The organism is Xanthomonas theicola, from assembly GCF_014236795.1.
Taxonomy (GTDB): domain Bacteria; phylum Pseudomonadota; class Gammaproteobacteria; order Xanthomonadales; family Xanthomonadaceae; genus Xanthomonas_A; species Xanthomonas_A theicola.
This window is the reverse complement of record NZ_CP049017.1, coordinates 994907-1013799: the sequence shown is the minus strand read 5'-3', so window position 1 is coordinate 1013799 and position 18893 is coordinate 994907. Positions and strand designations below refer to the sequence as shown.

The following is an 18893-nucleotide window of genomic DNA, read 5'->3' as shown; positions in this document are numbered from 1 at the left end:
AACGCTACGATGTTGATCGTTTGGTTCTGCGGCCAGGCCAACCGGAGATCGTGCTTCACCTCTGCAAGGCAATTATCGGCCTCAGGCAGGCCGACAGCGGCCGCTGCGAAAGGGGCGGCGAGGAAACACAGCAAGACAATGATCTTCATCCCGCAGATTGTGCCTTGCCGCGCTGGATCACGCATCCCCCAGGAATTCTGCAATGGGCTCGGGATCCATGTTGTAGACGGTTTCCTCGGCATGCCCGCCATGCATCTTGCGTAACTCGCAGGTCGCGCCGACTGCTTCCGCAAATTGCAGGACGAACTCGGGCTCGCCCAGCGTGTCCATGTCCCCGCACCACAACTGGATCGGCAGGCCCGCCAGCTTACCTGCCTTGGCTATCGTCAGAGGGCTGTGCGTGGGACCATCGCGTTCCTCCACGTACGCACCGCCATAGGCTGTGTCATGTGCGCGCGGTAATTTGCTGTTGGCGGCGATCTCTTGGATGTTGAGAGCGGGGATCAGCAGCACTACGCGACTCACGCGCGCACGGTTCGCAGCGGCCCAGGCGATGCCGCCGGTTGCGCCCATCGACTGACACAACATGCCCACCGGCTGTTGGGCGACGCCGGGCTGGGCCAGCAGGACGCCTTGCGCTTTCCCGATCGCATCGACGACTGTCGAGTTGCCCCAAGTGGCATTGCCGCCCAGATCGGAGCTGATGGTCGTTGCGCGCCGGGATACCGCCTGCATGATCGGCCAGCGGCCTCGCAGGGTCGTCCACGCCAGGCCGCCGGGCGTTCCGCCCTCTGCGCCATGGACGTAGATCACGCCCCGCGCCGTTGGCAGCACAGCCGCCAAACTGCCGCCGCGGACCTGGTTCTTGGCCATGTCCCTGCTCGCCCAGCACAAGAACGGCCTCTCGGCCCTGGCCTGGCGCCGGCAACTGGGCGGCGGCGACAACACCGCCTGGCTGCTCAAGCACAACCTGATGCAGGTCATGGTCGAGCGCGATGCCGACCGGCCCTTGCAAGGCGATATCCGGTTGCACCACGCCTACCGGGGCGGCGAGCGTCGCGGACAGGGCCGCGGCCGGGCCAGTCCGGGCAAGACGCCCTTCGTGGCCGCCGTGCAGTGCAGCCCTGAAGGCCATCCGATCGCCATGCGCATGGAACGGCTGGCCGGTTTCCGCACAGCCGACCTGGCAATCGCGCGCTGCTGCCCGGTAGCCGCGGGGCGTCCGACCGGCTGCGCAGCGTTGCGGCGATTACCCAGGCCCGCTGCCTGCGCACGGCCATCGTCACCGGCAGCGGGGGGGCCGACCGAGCCGGCCTTGGCCTGGGTCAATACCTTAGCTGGGCAACGTCAAAAGCGCCTTGCATGGCACCTATCATGCACGGCGGCCCAAGGACCTGCAGCGCTGCCCGCTGCCTGTCCGAATTGTGCTGCCGCTTCAACCGGCCCTTGGACTTGGCCGCCATGGTGCGGCGATGGATCTTCGCGGCGGGGCCTACGCCACCGCTGCCGTATCCAAGGGCAACGCCGGATGCATGATGTGGGGAATCAGGAACGACTTTGAACAGGCTCTTACACGGAAAACACTTCGACAGCCAAGTTGCTACATAGTTCATATTATTTGTGAGACACCACACTAGCGCCCCCGCCAGCCGCTTTGAGCGGCTCACATTACGAATGTCCCCGACTTTTACTGTCTGCGCCGTGAGCGCGGCGGCGGCCTGCTTGCGCAAGGCGCCACACGTGTGGGTGGCGCGTGGCAGGTATCCATGCCCGGCTTGCGCTTGCGCGCGCAGACAGCGTACATGCGCAGCTTGGCATAATGCGGGTTTCACCGAGGAGCCTGCGATGACGGCGACACCCTTCGACCTGTTGATCAGCGACTGCGACGGCGTGCTCGTCGACAGTGAGGTGCTGGCCGACCGGGTCATGCTCGATGCGCTGGGCGCGTATGTGCCTCGGGCCGCGTTGGAGGCCTTCCTGGCCGGCAGCTTCGGCCAGATCGCGCAAGAGATCGTGGAGCGGGTGCAACGGCATTTCGCGGTGCGCTTGCCGCCAGGCCTGTTCGACGAGATCCGTACGCGCTCGGAAGCCTTGATCGCCGCCGAGGTGCAGCCGATCGCCGGCGTCCGCGAGGCGCTGCTGGCGATCCCGCTGCCGCTGGCGGTCGCTTCCAACAGCCTGCGCCACAGCGTGGTGGCGTCGGTGGCGCGTGCCGGACTCGCCGAGCGGGTGGGCGGCCACATCTTCAGCGCCGACATGGTGGCGCGGCCGAAGCCGGCGCCGGACGTCTATCTGCTGGCCGCGCGCACGCTGGGCGCGGCGGCGGCGCGTTGCCTGGTGATCGAGGACAGCGCCACCGGCGCCAGCGCGGCGCTGGCGGCAGGGATGACGGTGATCGGCTTCACCGGCGCGGCGCATATCCCCTCGGGCCACGCCGAAACGTTGCGCCAACTCGGCGTAGCCGCGGTCATTGGGCATATGCGGCAGTTGCCGGAAACCTACGCTGCATTGGTGCGTGCCGCAGCGGCGTAGTGCGGCGTGCAGGCGTTGGTGCGGACGCGGGTTGCTGCGGGTCCCTGGATTTTCGCGAATGCGCAGCATGTGCGCTTTGTCTGTAGGAGGGGTTTTAACCCCGACGCCCCATCGGTAAGGCGTCGGGGTTAAAACCCCTAAAAACAGCGGTTGCGCAACAAATCGAGCTGCCGCTTCTGTTCAAGACATGGCGCTTTTCATCGAAAGCGCTTGACTACGACCTGCCGCCAGACAGCATCCTGCGAGTCCCGAACTTTCAACAGCAGCGAAACCCGCTCTTGCCGCCATAACGCGCCTCCTGGCGCTCGCGGAAGAAGCTCTTGTAGTCCATCGGCTGCCGCTCCGGGTGCTTCTCCAGCACATGCCGCACATAGTTGTCGTAGTCGGGGATGCCGCAGCACAGCCGCGCGGTCTGCACCAGGCGCCGCCACAGCCGGCGGTGCGCCTGATAGTGCCCGACCGGAACCAGGTCGTTGCTCATCACACGTCCGCCATCTGGTGCGGCTGCAGCGCCACGTACGCGGTCTCCTTGTCGCTGCGCTGCGGGTTGCGGCGCGCGGCGAGGATGGTCTTGACCGCGTAGATCAGGATCGAGAACACCACGAACAGGAACAGCGCGGTCAGCCCGGTGTTGACGTAGGCGTTGGTGACGATCTGCTGCATCTGCGGCAGCGTCTTGGCCGGCGCGGTGATGGTGCCGCTGGCGATCGCGTCCTGGAACTTGTGCGCCTGCGCCAGGAAGCCCTGCGCCGGATTCGGGTCGAAGATCTTGATCAGCCCGGCGTAGGTGGTGCAGATCAGCAGCCACAGCGCCGGCACGATGGTGACCCAGGCGTAGCGGTCGCGCTTCATCTTGAACAGCACCACCGTGCCCAGCATCAGCGCGATGCCGGCGAGCATCTGGTTGGAGATGCCGAACAGCGGCCACAGCGTGCGGATGCCGCCGTACGGATCCTTGACCCCGGTGTAGAGCAGGTAGCCCCACAGCGCCACGCAGCCGCCGGTGGCGACGATGTTGGCGGCCCACGACTCGGTCCGCTTCAGCGCCGGCACGAAATTGCCGAGCAGGTCCTGCAGCATGAAGCGCCCGGCGCGGGTGCCGGCGTCGACCGCGGTGAGGATGAACAGCGCCTCGAACAGGATCGCGAAATGGTACCAGAACGCCATCATGTCCTCGCCCGGCAACAGCTGGTGCAGGATCTGCGCGATGCCCACCGCCAGGGTCGGGGCGCCGCCGGCGCGGGCCAGGATGGTGGTCTCGCCGATGTCGCGGGCGGTGGCTTCGAGCACATCGGGGGTGATCGCGAAGCCCCATTCGCTGACCTTGGCCGCGACCGCGACCACGTCGCTGCCGACCATCGAGGCCGGCGCGTTCATCGCGAAATACACGCCCGGCTCGATGATCGAGGCGGCGACCAGCGCCATCACCGCGACGAACGACTCCATCAGCATGCCGCCGTAGCCGATGTAGCGCATGTGGCCTTCGTTGGCGAGCAGCTTGGGGGTGGTGCCGGAGGAGATCAGCGCATGGAAGCCGGACACCGCGCCGCAGGCGATGGTGATGAACAGGAACGGGAAGATGCCGCCGGTCCACACCGGGCCCATGCCGTTGTGCGCGTACTGGGTCAGCGCCGGCATCTTCAGGTCGGGCATGACCACCAGGATGCCGATGGCCAGGGCGATGATGGTGCCGATCTTGAGGAAGGTGGACAGGTAGTCGCGCGGCGCCAGCAGCAGCCACACCGGCAGCACCGAAGCGACGAAACCGTAGCCGATCAGCATCCAGGTGATCTGCACGTCGGTGAAGGTGAAGGCCGGACCCCAGGTCGGATCGGCGGCGACCTTGCCGCCGAACCAGATCGCGGCCAGCAGCAGGATCAGCCCGACGATGGAGATCTCGCCGATCCTGCCGGGGCGGATATAGCGCATGTACACGCCCATCAGGATCGCGATCGGCATTGTCGCGATCACCGTGAACATGCCCCATGGACTCTCCGCCAGCGCCTTGACCACCACCATCGCCAGCACCGCCAGGATGATGATCATGATCATGAACGCGCCGAACAGGGCGATGGTGCCGGGCACCTGGCCCATCTCCTCGCGCACCAGGTCGCCGAGCGAACGGCCGTTGCGGCGGCTGGACAGGAACAGCACCACGAAGTCCTGCACCGCGCCGGCGAACACCACGCCGACCACCAGCCACAGCAGGCCGGGCAGGTAGCCCATCTGCGCGGCGAGCACCGGGCCGACCAGGGGGCCGGCGCCGGCGATGGCGGCGAAGTGGTGGCCGAACAGCACGTGCTTGTTGGTCGGCACGTAGTCCAGGCCGTCGTGGTTGACGACCGCCGGGGTGGCCCGCGTGGGGTCCAGTTGCATCACCCTGGTGGCGATGAACAGGCTGTAGAAGCGGTAGGCGATCAGGTAGATCGAGACCGCGGCGACCACGATCCACAGCGCGTTGATGTGTTCGCCGCGGCGCAGGGCGATGGTGCCCAGGCAGAACGCCGCCAGCACCGCGAGCGCGGCCCAGGCCAGTTTGGAAAACCCTTTCATGCGATCGCTCCCCACAGGATTCCAGCAAGGGTCGCCGCGATGGCCTGAGGGGTCAATCCCGGCGCGCGCCGCCGCGCTAGTACTTTGGTCGTAGGGCGGATGCGCCGGAGGCGCGGCATGCCGCCGCCGCGGCGCGCAGGCGATGGAACGATGGGTTGCGCCGATCGCGGTTGGCCGCCGCCGCGGCCACGCCCATATCGGGGGCTTCACCAGGAGATTGCTGCCATGACCGACACCACGACCGCCGTACCGGCGCGCATTTTGCGCGCGATCCGTGGCCACGCCACCGCCGATGGCGACGGGGTCAAGCTGACCCGCGTCATCGGCGGCGCCGAACTGCCCGAGTTGGACCCGTTCCTGCTGCTCGACGAATTCGGCACCGACCGCGCCGAGGACTACATCGGCGGCTTCCCCAGCCATCCGCATCGCGGCTTCGAGACGGTTACCTACATGCTCGACGGGCGCATGCGGCACCAGGACAACCACGGCAACGAAGGCCTGCTCACGCCGGGCAGCGTGCAGTGGATGACCGCAGGCCGCGGTCTAGTGCATTCGGAGATGCCGGAGCAGGAGTCCGGGCGCATGCGCGGTTTCCAGCTGTGGGTGAACCTGCCGGCGCGCGACAAGATGGGCGCGCCGCGCTACCAGGAGTTCGCCCCCGAGCGCATCCCGCTGACGCAGCCGGCGCCGGGGGTGGCGGTCAAGGTGATCGCCGGCCAGGTCGGCGACGTGGCCGGGCCGATCGCGCAGCCGGCCACCGATCCGCTGTACCTGGACATCGCCCTGGCCGCCGGCGTGCGTTGGGACTACGTGCTGCCGGCCGGGCACAACGCCTTCGCCTATGCGTACGAGGGCGCGGCGACGCTCGGCGAGGGCGAGTCCGCGCGCGCGCTGCCGGCGCAGACGCTGGCCGTGCTCGGCGGTGGCGACCTGCTGCAACTGCAGGCCGGGGCCGCCGGCGCACGGTTGATCGTGGTCGCCGGCCGGCCGCTGCGCGAGCCGGTGGCGCGCCACGGGCCGTTCGTGATGAACACGCGCCAGGAACTCATGCAGGCCTTCGTCGATTTCCGGGAAGGGCGCTTCTAGTGTTCCTTGGCAGTGCAGGCAACGCGATTCCTGAACGCGATGCCTGCAGGAACGGCTCTGGTGGCCCGAGGCCACCCAGAGCCGCTCCTGCAACGTCGTCGCAGCGGTTCGGTGTGCACAACACCGGCCGCGGTCGGCCCGCTGCATGCCGCCTTCGCCGCCATGCGCCGCCGCGGCGGACAGCGGCGCTCAGCGGTCCAGCGCCAGGCTGGTCGGACGCACGTCCAGTCCCTGCACCAGCGCCTGCAGCGATTGCAGTTCCTGCGCATCGCTGGCGTCGATCCAGATCTGCGCGTAACGGTCCTTGCCCAACTCGACCACGGCGACCCGGCGCGAAGCCAGGCCCGGCAGGTCGGCGCCGCCCAGGTCGGGCCGGTACCAGTGCGCGCTCTCGCCGGCGATGCTGGTCTTTTCCTCGCGCAGGTTGCGCGCCAGCGGGATGTTCGGGTCGCGCGAGGTCAGCATCATGCCCAGCACCTGGCGGCCGTCGGCCGCGGTCGCCCGGCACACGATGAAGCCGGTGTCGCTGCGCTCGTTCCACTGCAGTTTCGCCCGTGGCGGCAGCGGCGGGCAGTGCTGCGCCATGGCGCTGGCGGCAGTCAGCACGGCAGGCAGTCCCAATAGGCCGGTGAGCCAGCTTGCAACCCTCATTCGCGATGTCCCCATGCGTTCGCCGCAAAGCGGCGGCATCGATCCTCAGCGTGCGCTGGCGCAGGTCGAACGGCACGGCACCCGAGTCCGTTGCGGCCCCCGTGCAGTGCATGCTTTTGCGCAATGCGCGTCCCGTGCGGCTGCAGTCGCCCCCGCCGCAGCCCCAACCATAGCCCAGGCGGCGGCGCTTGACAATTGGAATGGGCATCCAGGTCCGCGCGCGGCGGCATCGGTGCGCAGGCGCGCGCCGCAGGGCCGGCGCCGGCGCCGGCGCCGGGACCGGCCGGGCCGCCGCGCTGCGCCGGCAGACCTAACGGCCCGGCTCGGGCAGCGGGATGAATTCCTGGTCGTCGCCCGGAATCAGGCCGAAGCGGCCCGCGCGCCAGTCCTGCTTGGCCTGCTCGATGCGCTCGGGGGAGCTGGCGACGAAGTTCCACCACAGGTGGCGCGGCCCGTCCAGCGGCTCGCCGCCCATCAGCATCGTCTTCAGCGGGGTCTTGGCGCGCAGCCGGCCGCGCGCGCCGCGCTCGGGAAGCACCAAGTGGCGCGCGGGGATGTCCACGCCGTCCAGCTGCGCCTGGCCTTCCAGCACATACAGCGAGCGCTGCGCATGGCCGCTGTCCAGGTCGAGCTCCGCGTCCGCGTCCAGGTCCAGCGCCACGTTCAGCGTGTCGGCGAATACCCGCACCGGCGACTCCTCGCCGTAGGCGCGGCCGGCGATCACCCGCAGCCATACGCCATCGCGGCGTTGCTGCGGCAGGCTGGCGACGGCGTGATTGTAGAACGCCGGCACGGTCTCTTCGGCCGATTTCGGCAGCGCAACCCAGGTCTGCATGCCGTGCAGCGGATGCGACCGGCTGCGCTGCGGCGCCGGCGTGCGCTCGGAGTGGGCGATGCCGCGCCCGGCGGTCATCCAGTTGACGTCGCCGGCATGGATCACCTGGTCCGAACCCAGCGTATCGCGGTGGCCGATCTCGCCCGACCACAGGAAGGTCACCGTGGCCAGGCCGATGTGCGGGTGCGGGCGCACGTCCATGCCGCGGCCGGGTTCGAAGACCGCCGGACCCATGTGGTCGACGAACACGAACGGGCCGACGCTGCGCGCCTGCACGCTGGGCACCGCGCGGCGCACTTCGAAGCCGCCGATGTCGTGGACGCGGGGAACGATCAGGGTGGGCATGCGCGGCCTCGCGGAGCTGGGAACAAGGGGCACGAGCTTCGCATGCGCGGTGGCCGTGGTGGGAGCGTGGCGGCAACACGGACTGTCCCGGGCCCTGGCGTTTCCTGCATCGCGTGGAGCGATGCCGCACAAGGCTGCGATGGCGCCGCGCCGCAAACGGCATGCGTGGCCGGCATGCCGGACAGGCGAAATCGCATTGTGCAGGAGGGCGCACGTTTCTTGTCTGCAAATTTGTAACTTTTGGTGAAATTATCGGCGGCGAACGGGAATAATCGAGCGCTGCCGCCGGGACCAGCCCGGCCGCAGCGTTGCAGCGCGCTTGCTGCATCCGTCCCCCCAAGAAGCGAGAACATCCTGATGATCCGTTCGTCGAAATCCAGCAACACCGTCAAGACCGTGCTGCCGATCGTGGCGGCGCTAGCGTCGCTGGCGCCGTTTGGCGCGCTGCAGGCACAGGTGCAACCCGCCGACACGAATGTCACCACCGTGATCGTCAATACCCTGTCGAGCGCCAAGGCGTTGAAGGTGTTGGGAGGAAAGGCCAACGAATGCTATCCGGTTGGCAACGGCAGTGTCGTTGCAGGCCCGACGCTGCACGCCAACAAGCATTACACCGTGACCGGCACGGCCTCGGCCAACTGTGCCGACGGAACCAGCCTGGCCAGCGTCAACCGCCAGTTCTTTGCGCGCCCAAGCCAACACGGCATGTATATCAAGATCGCCGCCGATGGCCATATCTCCATCGGCAACCAGTAGCCGCCGCTGACGCCTGCCTCCGGCCATGCGCGATTGCCGCGCGGCCGGCGGCCCGCCGCGTCGCCATGCTCATGGTCGATGCGTTGCGCTGTCGTCGCACGCGATGCGGGCCGCCGGTAGCGTCCGCCGTCTCGATAGACGGCCGCCACATTCAGAACAGCTGCCCGGCGCCGGCGGCCTGCACCGCGACCTCGCCGCGGCGCGAGGCCAGCCGGTCGGCCAGGCGGGTCGGCTCCGGCAGCCGGTAACCGCGCAGGTAGCGCAGGGTCCAGTCCAGCGCACTGTCCACCGCGACGCGGTGCCCGGGCGAGACGATCAGCGGATTGCAGCGCGGCTTGCTGCGCAGCGCCCAGCCGACGGTCTCACCGCGGTGCACGATGGGGCTGCGGTCGCCGGCCTGCGGCCCGGGTTCGTCGTAGCGCCCGGCCAGCAGCTTCTTCGCCACGCCGATGCCGGGCAGGCCGCTGACCACGCCGAAATGCGCGGCGATGCCGAACCGGCGCGGATGCGCGATGCCCTGGCCGTCGACGAACACCAGGTCCGGACGCTGCCGCAGCAGCGCCAGCGCGGCCAGCAGCGCTGGCAGTTCGCGAAAGCTCAGCAGGCCCGGCACGTAGGCCATCGAGGTCGGCACCCGGGCGATTTCGGCCTGCTGCGGCAGCAGGGTTTCGGTGTCGATCAGCACCGCTGCGGCGCGGGTGATGCGGCCTTCGTCCTCGAAACCGACGTCGAACCCGGCCAGCCAGCGCGGCAGGTCGGCCAGCTCATCCTGCAGCCGCACCTGTCGCGCCAGCGTGGCCTGCAGCGCGCGCGCCTGCACGATGCTGCCGTCCCAGTCGCCGAAGACCTTGTGCAAAGCAGTGTCCATGCGCCGATGATCGCGCGGCGGTCGTGGCTGTGGCGTGCAGGCAGGCGTGGCTGCTATTGCTGGAGAATGTCGGCTTGGGGATTTGCAGTTAGCGACGTGGGGGGGGGGAGCGACGTCAGTCGCGACTGACGTCGCTTGTGTCTTATATGGGTCTATCGTTGAGGTGAGAGCGGAGTGCGGCAGGCCGCTGAGTCGCCGTGCCTAAGAACCTGTTCACGATCTTTTGAGTAGTAGTGTCAGGCATGCCAGGTGGATGAACTGCAAGCTGGTGTTGAGCTTGCGCTCGCAGTTCTTCCATAGCCTTCGGTTCTTTTCCAGCCACGCAAAGCTGCGTTCGACGATCCAGCGCTTGGGCATGACCTTGAAGGTGTGCAGTTCGCTGCGTTCGGCGATCTGCACCGTGACTTGCTTGCCCAGGATCTCTCGTACGCCTTCGGCGAATGGTTCTGCGGTATAGCCGCTATCGCACAACAGGCTTTGCACGTGTCCCAGGTTCGGCTTGCAACGATCCAGGGATTGGAGCGCGCCTTTGCGGTCGGTCACTTCCGCCCTCGTCACCGCGACCGCATGCGGCAGGCCTTGGGTATCGACGGCGATGCGACGCTTGATCCCCGAGACCTTCTTGCCCGCGTCATAACCCTTCTGGCCGGCCGTGTCCGTGTTCTTCACGCTCTGTGCGTCCACGATCAAGAACGTGCTGCAAGCGTTGCGCCCCTGTCCCTGGCGGGCCGCGCCAACCTGATTTTTTGAGCGCCCGCTCCAGCAGGCTCACTCCTTCATCGTCTGGTTCGCTCCACTTGGCAAAGTAGCAGTGCACGGTGCGCCACTTCGGGAAGTCGCTGGGCAGCGCTGGCCACTGACAGCCGGTGCGCAGCAGGTACAGCACCGCGCACCACACGTCCTACAGATCCACGGTCCGTGGCTTGGTACGCTTGCGCGCCTGCTCCAGAATGGGGCGGATCTGCTCGAACCGCTCCCGGCTCATGGCACTCGGATACGTCTTTGTGCGCGTCCGCAGAGTTTGCACTACCCGGGAAAGATCGTGAACAGGTTCTTACGAGCATGAGTAGGAGTCAGGGCCGCCGCACTGCGTTTCTCCTGCCCTACAAACCCGAACCGTTGCCTGAGCTGCGAGCTCGAACCGACAAGCATGGGCATCGGCAGGAGATCTCTGGCCCATGAGTCTACTGCGGAGAACATCCACATCCATGCACCTTTTGTCGGGATCGATGTCGCCAAGGCCGAACGCGTCACGCATGTCTTGCCGGACGCCCTGGCCTGGACCCAGGCTAGGGCGTCCGAGAAGCATGCCTTGCTGGCCGAACGCCTGGCCCCGATGGGATGCGAGCGGATCGTGCTGGAAGCCAGCGGTGGCGACGAACAGGCCGTGCTGCAGGCGCTGGCGCAGGCCAGTCTGCCGGTGATGCCGCTGCCTGCCCAGCTCCCCCGGGCGCTGGCGCGCGCGTTGGGCCTGAAGGCCAAGACCGATGCCCTGGATGCGCGCTTGCTGGCCGTGGCGGCCCAGTGCATCCACGCCCCGCCCACCGCCGTGCTCCCTGCGCCGTTGCAGGCGCGGCGCGAACGGCTTCACCTGCGGCCGCACCCTGCTCGCCCAGCGCGATGCGCAGTGCCGCTGCCTGGCGCAGGTCACCTGCCAGGCCGTGCGCGGCCAGTGGTTCGAGGGGATCGCGCTGGTGCAACATCGTCTCCGTGACGTGTCCCGACAGATCCCACAGGCGGGGGCGGCGTGTTCTCGCCTGCCCAAACTGCCCGGGCTGCGCGCCACCCTGGCGGCTCGGCTTCCTGAGCTGGGCACCGTGCATCCGCGCAAGATCGCCAGCCCTGGTCGGGCTGGCGCCGTTCAATCGCGCCAGCGGCCGCTGGCGCGGCCAACGCCGCATCCAGGGCGGGCGCGCCGACGTGCGCCAGGTGTTGTCCATGGCCATCTGGGCCTGGATCCGCGCCGGCTCCCCGCTGTCCCACACCTACGCCCGCCTCACCGCCGCAGGCAAGCCCGCCAAGGTCGCCATCGTCGCTGCATGCACAAATACCTGCGCTGGCTCAAGGCCATCGCACGCGATCAGGCTCCTTACTGCCCTCCTGCGATCGCTTCTGCATGACAGTTGACTCCTACAAGTGACATCCAAGGATCTGGATCAAAATGCGCTAGTGGATCGGCGGCGCCACGGCATTCCCGGACGGCGATCCCGTTACAATCCAGAACCGCACGACCCACGCATTCGACCCACGCATTCCCCCAACGGAGACCGTCGCAGTGACCCGCAGACTCGTACTGTTGCGCCATGGCCAGAGCCAGTGGAACCTGGATAACCGCTTCACCGGCTGGGTGGACGTGGACCTCACCGAGCAAGGCCGCCAGGAAGCCGTTGCCGCCGGCCGCTTGCTGCGCGAGGAGGGGCTGCAGTTCGACGTGGCGCACACCTCAGTGCTCAAGCGCGCCATCCACACCTTGCAGGGCGCGCTGAAGGAACTGGACCAGGACTGGTTGCCGGTGCACAAGAGCTGGCGCCTCAACGAGCGCCACTACGGCGGGCTGCAGGGCCTGGACAAGGCCGAGACCGCGGCCAAGCACGGCGAGGAGCAGGTCAAGATCTGGCGCCGTTCCTACGACATCCCACCGCCACCGATGGACGCGGACGATCCGGGCCATCCGCTGCACGACCGCCGCTACGCTGGCCTGGACCGCAACGCACTGCCGGCCACCGAGTCGCTGGCGACCACGCTCGAGCGCGTGCTGCCGTACTGGCACGATGCGATCGCGCCGCAGCTGAAGGCCGGGCAGACCGTGCTGGTCACCGCACACGGCAACTCGCTGCGCGCGCTGTACAAGTATTTGAACGGCGTCTCGCGCGAAGCGATTCTGGAACTCAACATCCCGACCGGCATTCCGTTGCTGTTCCAGCTGGACGATGAATTGAAGGTGCAGTCCTATCGCTATCTCGGCGATCCGGAAACGGCGAAGAAGGCCGCCGAGGCCGTGGCCAACCAGGGCAAGGCGAAGTAGTCGGCCCTGAAGAACCTCACAGAGGCGGCAGGACAAGGCTTTCGGCGCTTCGAAGGCGTGCCGGATCGCCGGTTTTCGCTAGGCTGAGTGCAGTTTTCTTGCAATCTACGAGCATGCGCCTACGCCGCCCAGCCGCCGCAGACCGTCCAGCCGAAGACCTGTTCCGCTCGCGGCTGTAGAACCAGATCGAGCTGCGCCATCGGCTGGCGCAGTTGGCCGGGAAGATGCCGTGGACTGAACCGCCCCGACTTTCGCGGAGGCTATTTGGTTTAAGAACCTGTTCACGATCTTTCCCGGGTAGTGCAAACTCTGCGGACGCGAACAAAGACGTATCCGAGTGACATGAGCCGGGAGCGGTTCGAGCAGATCCGCCCCATTCTGGAGCAGGCGCGCAAGCGTACCAAGCCACGGACCGTGGATCTGTAGGACGTGTGGTGCGCGGTGCTGTACCTGCTGCGCACCGGCTGTCAGTGGCCAGCGCTGCCCAGCGACTTCCCGAAGTGGCGCACCGTGCACTGCTACTTTGCCAAGTGGAGCGAACCAGACGATGAAGGAGTGAGCCTGCTGGAGCGGGCGCTCAAGAAATCAGGTTGGCGCGGCCCGCCAGGGACAGGGGCGCAACGCTTGCAGCACGTTCTTGATCGTGGACGCACAGAGCGTGAAGAACACGGACACGGCCGGCCAGAAGGGTTATGACGCGGGCAAGAAGGTCTCGGGGATCAAGCGTCGCATCGCCGTCGATACCCAAGGCCTGCCGCATGCGGTCGCGGTGACGAGGGCGGAAGTGACCGACCGCAAAGGCGCGCTCCAATCCCTGGATCGTTGCAAGCCGAACCTGGGACACGTGCAAAGCCTGTTGTGCGATAGCGGCTATACCGCAGAACCATTCGCCGAAGGCGTACGAGAGATCCTGGGCAAGCAAGTCACGGTGCAGATCGCCGAACGCAGCGAACTGCACACCTTCAAGGTCATGCCCAAGCGCTGGAGCGTCGAACGCAGCTTTGCGTGGCTGGAAAAGAACCGAAGGCTATGGAAGAACTGCGAGCGCAAGCTCAACACCAGCTTGCAGTTCATCCACCTGGCATGCCTGACACTACTACTCAAAAGATCGTGAACAGGTTCTAAGTTAAAAGCCGGGGGCTTATTGGGTGAGCGCCTCAAAGGCGCCATGACAGCGTGAGCCGCCTGAAGGCGGCTGGCTACACGCCCAACTTCATCTGGTCGTAGCGCTCGTCCTGCTGCTCTTGATTCCGGATGTACGTCCGAACCATCGCTTCGTCCAAGCCTACCGTCGATACAAAGTACCCTCGCGCCCAAAAGTTCTCTCCTGTGAAGTTCCGCTCCCGTCCTCCAAACTGCCGCGCGATCATGATCGCGCTCTTCCCCTTGATGTATGGACCGGCCAGCCTTTCGTAGACATCCGGACGCCATAATTGATGGCAATGACCGAGGTGTTTATGGGCAACAGCAAGCAGTACACGGATGAGTTCCGGGCCGAGGCGGTGAAGCAGGTGATCGAACGCGGCTTCACGGTGGTGGATGTGGCCTCCCGAATCGGGATTCCCAAGCACACGCTATACGGGTGGGTGCAGGCCGCCAGGAAGATGGCGCCGGCAGCCGGCGCTGCAGCGGCGTCGACCGACTCAGCGGAGATTCGCCGGCTCAAGGCCGAACTGAGGCGGGTAACCGAGGAGCGCGACATCCTAGAAAAAGCCGCCGCGTACTTTGCCAAGGGGTAAGGGCGAAGTACGCGTTCATGCGTGCGCACGTCCGGGAGTTTCGTCTGGCGACGATGTGCCGGGTGCTGGGCGTGCATCGCAGTGGTTACTAGGCCTGGCTGCGCAACGGCACCAGCGTCCGCGAACGCGAGGACCAGCGCTTGCTGGGCCTGATCAAGCACCACTGGCTGGCCAGCGGCGCGGTGTACGGCTATCGCAAGCTCACCCTGGATCTGCGTGAGGCCGGCGAGCGTTGCAGCCGTCACCGGGTGCGGCGCTTGATGAAGGCCGAAGGCTTGCGAGCGCAGGTTGGCTACGGCAGCAAGCCGCGTTAGCGGGGAGGTCCGGTCGGCGTGGTGGCGAATGTGCTCAACCGGGACTTCATTCCGCAGGCCCCGAACAAGGTCTGGGTCACGGACATCACCTATATCCGCACCTACGAGGGCTGGCTGTTCTTGGCAGCGGTAATGGAGCTGTATTGGCGCCAGATCGTGGGTTGGGCAACCGCTTCGACAATGACCAGCGATCTGGTGCTGCAGGCACTGGTGGCAGCGGCGTGGCGGCGCAAGCCCGGTCCTGGCGTGATGGTGCACTCCGACCAGGGCTGGCAGTCCACCAGCAGCGATTGGCAGTCGTTCCTGAAGGCGCACCGGATGGTGCCGAGCATGAGCCGACGCGGGAACTGCCATGACAACGCCGTGGCCGAGAGCTTCTTCAGCGTCTTGAAGAAGGAACGTATCAAGCGTCGGATCTACCCGACACGCGCCATGGCGGCATCGGACGTGTTCGACTATATCGAGATGTTCTACAACCCGATCCGCCGGCATGGTTCCGCTGGCGGCGTGTCACCGGTAGAGTTTGAAAGGCGCTACGCGCAGAGCGGCGACTGAGTGTCTACGGAAATCTGGCCGGTCCACTGTGACTTAAGCTCTCAAACTCATCCATCTCGGTTTCTCCGTCTCGTGTGCTTGGCCGCTCACGTTGCGGAGTCTCCGGGATGGACTCCCGGATACGTCAAACTTCTACTGCCTCCCCGGCAGAGCCGGGGGAACTCTCAGGTTGGTTTAGACCAGGACAGGGCACACGTCAGCGCCGTGCGGTCGCACGTCGTGCCCGTGGAGCGCTTGATGACCTTGCGTCCCAACCTCGCCTGCAAATCGGCCGGCACGCGCAAGCGAACATAAAAGCGGCCGGTTTCGCCGCGCGTGAGGTAGTGCGCAACTCGCATGGAAGTGTCCAAGCGAGGGTCCAAGGTCAGGAAAAACAAAAACGCCCACAAACCATTGATTTGCGGGCGTTTCCTAACATCTGGCGGAGTGAGAGGGATTCGAACCCTCGATAGAGCTTTTGACCCTATACTCCCTTAGCAGGGGAGCCCCTTCAGCCACTCGGGCATCACTCCGGATTTATGCGTTGCGGATACTCCGCGACCGGGCGCGAAGGATACCGGTTAGTGGGGCCTCAGGTAAACCCTTTCGATGCATCAATCGGAAGATTGATCTCCATGACCGCCGGCGCCGTGCGAAGTGGGCTCGTCGCCGCGCTGGATGCGCTGATAGATCTCTTCGCGGTGGACCGCGACATCCTTCGGGGCGGTGATGCCGATACGCACTTGATTGCCCTTGACCCCAAGCACCGTCACGGTGACCAAATCGCCGATCATCAAGGTTTCGCCTACCCGGCGAGTCAGGATCAACATTTTCAGAATTCTCCAGAGAACCGATGATTCCCATCGGTAGGCGTCCCGACAATGGGCGCCCTATAACGAAAGGGAAAAGAGGGTCGATGTTAAGGGAAGCTGCACCCTGGCAGCAAGGCGGCGCGACTTCGTGTTCAGGGGAGATGTTGCTTGACCCAGGCAGATACGCCCTCAAGCGCAAGGGCAAGAGCGGGCCCGTCCTCTCCACCACCCTGGGCGAGGTCCGGGCGGCCGCCGCCCTTGCCCGAAATCCGACTGGCGATATGGCCCAACAGTTCCCCGGCCTTGACCTGTCCCATTGGACTGCCGTTCACCCCCGCGACCAGGGCCACCTTGCCCTCGCTGGCCCCGGCCAACACGATCACGCTGTCGCCCAGCTGTTGCTTCAGGCGGTCCATCGCCTCGCGCAAGGCCTTGGCATCGAAGCCCTCCAGGCGCACTGCGAGCACCTTCACGCCCTCCACGTCGACCGCCGCGGCGGCCAGATCGGCGGTGGCGCCGGAGGCCAGCTTGGCCTTCAGCGCCTCCAGTTCGCGCTCCAGACGCTTGTGTCTGTCGCCCAACTGGCGAATCTTGTCGAGCATGTCGCCGACACTGCCGCCGACCAGCTCGGCGGCCTCGCGCAGCCTGGCCTCTTCCGCCGCCACATGGTCCAGGGCGCCCTGCCCGGTCACCGCCTCGATGCGGCGCACGCCGGCAGATACGCCGCCCTCGCCGGTGATCTTGAACAGACCGATGTCGCCGGTACGCGCGACATGGGTACCGCCGCACAGCTCGGTGGAGTAGTTGCCCATCTGCAGCACGCGCACGCGTTCGCCGTACTTCTCGCCGAACAACGCCATCGCACCGAAATCCAGCGCTTCCTGCATGCCCATGTGGTGCACTTCGACCGCATGGTTGGCGCGCACCTGCGCGTTGACCTTGCGTTCGATCACCGCCAGCTCTTCGGTGCTCATCGGCTGGAAGTGCGAGAAGTCGAAGCGCAGCCGGTCCGGCGCGACTAGCGAACCCTTCTGCTGCACATGGGTACCGAGCACTTCGCGCAACGCGGCATGCAGCAGGTGCGTGGCGGAATGGTTGAGAATGGTGGCGCCGCGGCGAGCACTGTCGACCTGGGCCGACAGGATGGCGCCGATCTGCAGGCGGCCATCGCGCAGGCGGCCGACATGGCCGTGGAACTGGCCGGCGAACTTCTGCGTCCCATCAACCTCGAATAGCACACCGGCCGCGCTCAGCTGGCCCAGATCGCCGACCTGGCCGCCGGATTCGGCATAGAACGGGGTGCGATCGAGCAGCACGATCGCCGCATCGCCGGCCTCGACCGACTCGACCGGGCGTCCGTCCTGCAACAGCGCCACCACCTGCAGCGCATCGGCCTGCAGGGCGTCGTAGCCAAGGAACACGGTGGGAACCAGCTGCGCCACCAGGGCGGCGGGCAGTGTGGTGCCGCCACCGAACTTGCCGGCCGCGCGCGCGGTCTCGCGCTGGCGCGCCATCGCACGCTCGAAGCCGGCCATCTCCACGTCCATGCCGCGTTCGCGCGCGATGTCCGCGGTGAGGTCAACCGGGAATCCATAGGTGTCGTACAGGCGGAACGCGTCCGTGCCGGGGATGCTGCCGCTGGCGCGGGCGGCGATCTCGTCGAAGATCTTCATGCCGGCGTCGAGGGTCTCGGCAAAGCGCTCCTCCTCCGCCTGCAGCACCCGCTGTACGGTGGACAGTGCTGCCGGCAGTTCCGGATAGGCCTCGCCCATCAGCGCGGACAGCGTGGCCGCCATCTTGTGGAAGAACGGCTGCCGCACCCCGAGCATCCAGCCATGGCGCAGGGCGCGGCGGATGATCCGGCGCAGCACGTAGCCGCGGCCCTCGTTGGACGGCAATACGCCATCGACGATCAGGAACGAACAGGCGCGGATATGGTCGGCGATCACGCGCAGCGACTTGTTCTCCAGGTCGGCCATGCCGGTCAGTACGGACGCGTGGCGGATCAGCGCCTGGAACAGGTCGATCTCGTAGTTGCTGTGCACGTGCTGCAGGATCGCGGCCAGCCGCTCCAGGCCCATGCCGGTATCCACGCACGGCGCCGGCAACGGCACCAGGGTGCCGTCGGGCTTGCGGTCGAACTGCATGAACACCAGGTTCCATATCTCGATGAAGCGGTCACCGTCCTCGTCCAGCGAACCCGGGGGGCCGCCGATGATGTGCGCGCCGTGGTCGTAGAAGATCTCGGTGCACGGGCCGCACGGGCCGGTATCGGCCATCTGCCAGAAATTGTCCGAGGCGTACGGCGCGCCCTTGTTGTCGCCGATGCGCACGATCCGCTCCGGCGGCACCCCGATCATGTCGCGCCACAGCGCGTAGGCCTGCTCGTCGGTGTGGTAGACGGTGACCAGCAGGCGTTCCGCCGGCAGCTTCCAGACCTGGGTCAACAGTTCCCAGGCCCAGCCGATCGCCTCTTTCTTGAAGTAATCGCCGAACGACCAGTTCCCCAGCATTTCGAAGAAGGTGTGATGGCGTGCGGTATAGCCGACCGAATCCAGGTCGTTGTGCTTGCCGCCGGCGCGCAGGCAGCGCTGCACATCGGCCGCGCGCGCGTAGCTGCGCTTCTCGGCGCCGAGGAACACGTCCTTGAACTGCACCATGCCGGAATTGGTGAACAGCAGCGTCGGATCGTTGCCCGGCACCAGCGGCGCGGACGGAACGATGGTGTGGCCCTTCCGGTTGAAGAACTCGAGGAAGTCGCTGCGGATCTGGGAGGTGGAGAATTTGGCGGATGCGTTCATTGGCTGGCTATAGACGAGCGGACGGATTCACGAGCGTATGCC

16 protein-coding genes, 1 tRNA gene and 4 pseudogenes are annotated in these 18893 nt (G+C 66.5%); 9 read left to right on the top strand and 12 right to left on the bottom strand.

All coding sequences use genetic code 11. From position 1 onward, the window contains the following. Positions 1-177: 177 nt before the first annotated feature. On the bottom strand, positions 178-873 hold the full coding sequence (locus G4Q83_RS04470; RefSeq protein ID WP_128419753.1) for an alpha/beta fold hydrolase: 696 nt from the start codon (positions 871-873) through the stop codon (positions 178-180). On the opposite strand from G4Q83_RS04470, the gene G4Q83_RS04465 reads away from it, so the two are divergent. Beyond that, on the top strand, positions 872-1561 hold the full coding sequence (locus tag G4Q83_RS04465) for a hypothetical protein (protein ID WP_128419754.1): 690 nt from the start codon (positions 872-874) through the stop codon (positions 1559-1561). The two genes, G4Q83_RS04470 and G4Q83_RS04465, sit on opposite strands and share 2 nt — an antisense overlap. Positions 1562-1845: 284 nt before the next feature. Continuing rightward, the gene (locus tag G4Q83_RS04460) at positions 1846-2532 is read left to right on the top strand and encodes an HAD-IA family hydrolase (protein WP_128419755.1); all 687 of its coding nucleotides are present in this window, start codon (positions 1846-1848) and stop codon (positions 2530-2532) included. A 256-nt stretch (positions 2533-2788) separates the two neighbouring features. Here the strand turns inward: G4Q83_RS04460 and G4Q83_RS04455 are convergent, their stop codons facing one another. Together G4Q83_RS04455 and G4Q83_RS04450 are read right to left on the bottom strand one after the other, a co-directional pair. After that, positions 2789-3013, bottom strand: a complete 225-nt coding sequence (locus G4Q83_RS04455; RefSeq protein WP_128419756.1) for a YbdD/YjiX family protein — start codon at positions 3011-3013, stop codon at positions 2789-2791. Next, positions 3013-5085, bottom strand: coding sequence for a carbon starvation CstA family protein (locus G4Q83_RS04450; protein WP_128419757.1), 2073 nt, complete (start codon positions 5083-5085; stop codon positions 3013-3015). Before G4Q83_RS04450 ends, G4Q83_RS04455 begins: the two co-directional genes overlap by 1 nt. Positions 5086-5310: 225 nt before the next feature. Between G4Q83_RS04450 and G4Q83_RS04445 the strand changes: the two genes are divergently transcribed. Further along, complete coding sequence (locus G4Q83_RS04445; RefSeq protein ID WP_128419758.1) at positions 5311-6171, top strand: pirin family protein; 861 nt, start codon at positions 5311-5313, stop codon at positions 6169-6171. 189 nt (positions 6172-6360) lie between these two features. Here the strand turns inward: G4Q83_RS04445 and G4Q83_RS04440 are convergent, their stop codons facing one another. Continuing rightward, the gene (locus G4Q83_RS04440; protein WP_128419759.1) at positions 6361-6822 is read right to left on the bottom strand and encodes a hypothetical protein; all 462 of its coding nucleotides are present in this window, start codon (positions 6820-6822) and stop codon (positions 6361-6363) included. 310 nt (positions 6823-7132) lie between these two features. After that, a complete protein-coding gene (locus G4Q83_RS04435; protein ID WP_128419760.1) occupies positions 7133-8002 on the bottom strand; it encodes a pirin family protein in 870 nt (289 codons plus the stop codon). A gap of 357 nt (positions 8003-8359) precedes the next feature. Between G4Q83_RS04435 and G4Q83_RS04430 the strand changes: the two genes are divergently transcribed. Continuing rightward, positions 8360-8758, top strand: a complete 399-nt coding sequence (locus tag G4Q83_RS04430) for a hypothetical protein (protein ID WP_128419761.1) — start codon at positions 8360-8362, stop codon at positions 8756-8758. A gap of 151 nt (positions 8759-8909) precedes the next feature. Here the strand turns inward: G4Q83_RS04430 and nfi are convergent, their stop codons facing one another. Together nfi and G4Q83_RS04420 are read right to left on the bottom strand one after the other, a co-directional pair. Further along, the gene (gene nfi, locus G4Q83_RS04425) at positions 8910-9626 is read right to left on the bottom strand and encodes a deoxyribonuclease V (RefSeq protein ID WP_128419762.1); all 717 of its coding nucleotides are present in this window, start codon (positions 9624-9626) and stop codon (positions 8910-8912) included. Positions 9627-9839: 213 nt separating this feature from the next. Continuing rightward, positions 9840-10611 (bottom strand): annotated as a pseudogene (locus G4Q83_RS04420) (IS5 family transposase). Between the two features lie 165 nt (positions 10612-10776). Here G4Q83_RS04420 and G4Q83_RS04415 point away from each other — a divergent pair. The 4 genes and pseudogenes from G4Q83_RS04415 to G4Q83_RS04400 all read left to right on the top strand — a co-directional run bounded on the left by G4Q83_RS04415 (position 10777) and on the right by G4Q83_RS04400 (position 13765). Continuing rightward, a complete protein-coding gene (locus G4Q83_RS04415) occupies positions 10777-11340 on the top strand; it encodes an IS110 family transposase (RefSeq protein WP_128421941.1) in 564 nt (187 codons plus the stop codon). Next, positions 11247-11753 (top strand): transposase, encoded by a 507-nt coding sequence (locus G4Q83_RS04410; protein ID WP_128421940.1) that lies wholly within the window; start codon positions 11247-11249, stop codon positions 11751-11753. Before G4Q83_RS04415 ends, G4Q83_RS04410 begins: the two co-directional genes overlap by 94 nt. A gap of 148 nt (positions 11754-11901) precedes the next feature. Next, positions 11902-12651: a 2,3-diphosphoglycerate-dependent phosphoglycerate mutase gene (gene gpmA, locus G4Q83_RS04405; RefSeq protein ID WP_128421939.1), complete on the top strand. Its 750-nt coding sequence runs from the start codon at positions 11902-11904 to the stop codon at positions 12649-12651. A gap of 342 nt (positions 12652-12993) precedes the next feature. Then, positions 12994-13765, top strand: a pseudogene (locus G4Q83_RS04400) (IS5 family transposase). Between the two features lie 85 nt (positions 13766-13850). On the opposite strand, the pseudogene G4Q83_RS04395 reads toward G4Q83_RS04400, so the two are convergent. Continuing rightward, positions 13851-14045: pseudogene (locus G4Q83_RS04395) on the bottom strand (transposase); the annotation flags it as partial. 63 nt (positions 14046-14108) lie between these two features. On the opposite strand from G4Q83_RS04395, the pseudogene G4Q83_RS04390 reads away from it, so the two are divergent. Then, positions 14109-15259, top strand: a pseudogene (locus G4Q83_RS04390) (IS3 family transposase). Positions 15260-15423: 164 nt separating this feature from the next. On the opposite strand, the gene G4Q83_RS04385 reads toward G4Q83_RS04390, so the two are convergent. The 4 genes from G4Q83_RS04385 to alaS form a co-directional block, all read right to left on the bottom strand. After that, the gene (locus G4Q83_RS04385; RefSeq protein ID WP_246432278.1) at positions 15424-15609 is read right to left on the bottom strand and encodes a DUF6538 domain-containing protein; all 186 of its coding nucleotides are present in this window, start codon (positions 15607-15609) and stop codon (positions 15424-15426) included. A gap of 69 nt (positions 15610-15678) precedes the next feature. Then, positions 15679-15771 (bottom strand) — tRNA-Ser (locus tag G4Q83_RS04380). Between the two features lie 81 nt (positions 15772-15852). Continuing rightward, positions 15853-16068 (bottom strand): carbon storage regulator CsrA, encoded by a 216-nt coding sequence (gene csrA, locus G4Q83_RS04375; RefSeq protein ID WP_128421650.1) that lies wholly within the window; start codon positions 16066-16068, stop codon positions 15853-15855. Positions 16069-16202: 134 nt separating this feature from the next. Further along, the gene (gene alaS / locus G4Q83_RS04370; protein ID WP_128421651.1) at positions 16203-18851 is read right to left on the bottom strand and encodes an alanine--tRNA ligase; all 2649 of its coding nucleotides are present in this window, start codon (positions 18849-18851) and stop codon (positions 16203-16205) included. Positions 18852-18893 lie beyond the last annotated feature (42 nt).